The following is a 1,826-nucleotide window of genomic DNA, read 5'->3' as shown; positions in this document are numbered from 1 at the left end:
CTGGAACAGGTGACGGTGAATGGCTTGCAACTCGACCAGATCTCGGGTGGGCGCCGGTGGATGGCGCCACAGCTGCAGGGTGCGGACCGCCACCAGGTCGGCTTCTGCGGCGGCGAGCTCTGTCGCGGTGCGTGCGCCGATCAGGTTGGTCAGGATCTCGGTGTGCGGGTCCAGATACGGGTCACGGTGCGGGCCGGGGGCCTCACTCAAGGCCGTAGCGGGCGCGCGTGCGCCGAACCAGCTCCTCGACCTCGAGCCCACCTTCGGCGAAACGATCCATCTCAGCACGGGTCGCTGTGGTGACGTGAAGTCCTTCCATGGCAGCACTGTGCGCCACGGAAGCTACCTGCTGTGCCCGGTCCACCTCGAGAGTCGGTGGCAGAATGTGCTGCTGCGCCATGGAACCTCCCCGGTGGTGTGTTGGGTCGTGCTATGCGCTCTAGTCTACCAAGCACCCCTGACCAGCACCTGGCGTCATACGAGCCGGGGATGCCAGCCTCGGTTGCGAAACGCACTCTCTGCCCCAACATCCTTGTCCACGATGACACCCCAGAAGCATGACCCGTATAATTAATGGTAGATAGCTAGCGAGCGAGCACGCTAGATAACTAGTTAGGAAGCTATATAGCAAGCCATCTAACTAGGCAGATGGCTTGATGGCCCACAAGCTTGATAGCTTGAAAGCATGCAAACCCTCATGGTGTACAGCGAATCCGGTGGAGTCACTAAGACCACCACCGCCGTCTCCCTAGCAATGGTCGCCGCCGCCGAGGGACGTCGAGTCGTCCTCGTTGACCTCGACCCCCGTGCTGCCTCCACCAAGTGGTTTGGGGTGGAGCCCTCGGCTGAAGGAATGCACGTTGGGGCAATCCTGGGCGATGAGAACCCCGAAGGCTGGGCCGAAGACCTCGCGGTGCCCAGCGGGTGGCACCCCAACCTCCGGGTCATTCCTTCGGCCCGCAACGTCTCCAACCGCGAGGCCGACCGGGCCGATCACGCAGAGCTGCGGCTGAAGATCTCCCTGACCGGCCTTCAGGCGGATGTGGTGGTCATTGACTGCCCGAACCGGCAGGGTGGGCCGTTGACGCTGTCTGCGTTGAACGCGGCGGACACCGTGGTCTACGCCGCCACCGCCACCAGTGATGGCATCGACGGGGTGGACGGGGCGAGGCGCACGGTCGCCCAGTTCCGCCGGCACCGCCAGCAACTCGGCGCCCCGGACACCCTCACCGAGGCCGGCATCGTGGTCGGTGGGGTGAAGGAAACGATCATGAGCCGGGCGGCCGTCGCCAGCCTCGAGGAGCTCCGAGCCACCGGGCTTTTCCTGGAGCCGTTGATCCCGGACCGGGCCATCGTCCAGGAGGTACGCATTTCGGGGGAGTGGTACGGCCAATATCGTAAGGGCGCCCGGGTGCTGGATGCGTACACCGCGATCGCGAAGAAGGTGCTGCGATGACCGAGCAGCCCGAGCGCCCCGCCTCACTCCAGCGCCGGAGGCCCCGCCCGGCACCGGATGAGCACATCGACCCGGTCGACTACACACCCCCACGTACTGCTACACCCCAGCCCGCGACACCGGTAGTGTCGTCCCCGCTGGTGCAGGCGGCACCGACGACAGAGCCTCCAGCGGCGCCGAAGCGCGGCCGGGGCCGGCCGCGCCGGGAACCCACGATCCAGCTGGGGGTGCGGGTGGCTCAGGACGTCTCCGATCTGATCGAGGAGCTCACCGAGCACGACGGCACCGCCCGCGCGGTGATCGAAAACGCGGTGCGCGCCTACGCCCAACAACTCAACCGATAACACCGGCCCCCGATAGGGGAGGGTGT

General features: G+C 66.0%; 3 protein-coding genes and 1 pseudogene. 2 read left to right on the top strand and 2 right to left on the bottom strand.

Features of this window, described 5'->3' with window-relative positions; genetic code table 11:
- Positions 1 to 210 (bottom strand): annotated as a pseudogene (locus ACYVM4_RS18490) (Fic/DOC family protein); the annotation flags it as partial.
- Entirely contained in the window at positions 203 to 400 is a 198-nt protein-coding gene (locus ACYVM4_RS18485) for an antitoxin VbhA family protein (RefSeq protein WP_460669499.1), read from the bottom strand. The gene ACYVM4_RS18485 and the pseudogene ACYVM4_RS18490, both read right to left, overlap by 8 nt.
- Before the next feature lie 285 nt (positions 401 to 685).
- Here ACYVM4_RS18485 and ACYVM4_RS18480 point away from each other — a divergent pair, with 285 nt between their 5' ends.
- Together ACYVM4_RS18480 and ACYVM4_RS18475 are read left to right on the top strand one after the other, a co-directional pair.
- Positions 686 to 1,456 carry a ParA family protein gene (locus ACYVM4_RS18480; protein ID WP_035930583.1) on the top strand — a complete coding sequence of 257 codons (771 nt, stop codon included), beginning with the start codon at positions 686 to 688 and terminating at the stop codon, positions 1,454 to 1,456.
- Positions 1,453 to 1,800 carry a hypothetical protein gene (locus ACYVM4_RS18475; protein ID WP_460669498.1) on the top strand — a complete coding sequence of 116 codons (348 nt, stop codon included), beginning with the start codon at positions 1,453 to 1,455 and terminating at the stop codon, positions 1,798 to 1,800. The genes ACYVM4_RS18480 and ACYVM4_RS18475 overlap by 4 nt, the downstream gene beginning before the upstream one ends.
- The last annotated feature ends 26 nt before the right edge of the window (positions 1,801 to 1,826 follow it).

Source organism: Kocuria himachalensis (assembly GCF_054784195.1).
This window is presented reverse-complemented; position numbering and strand designations above follow the sequence as displayed.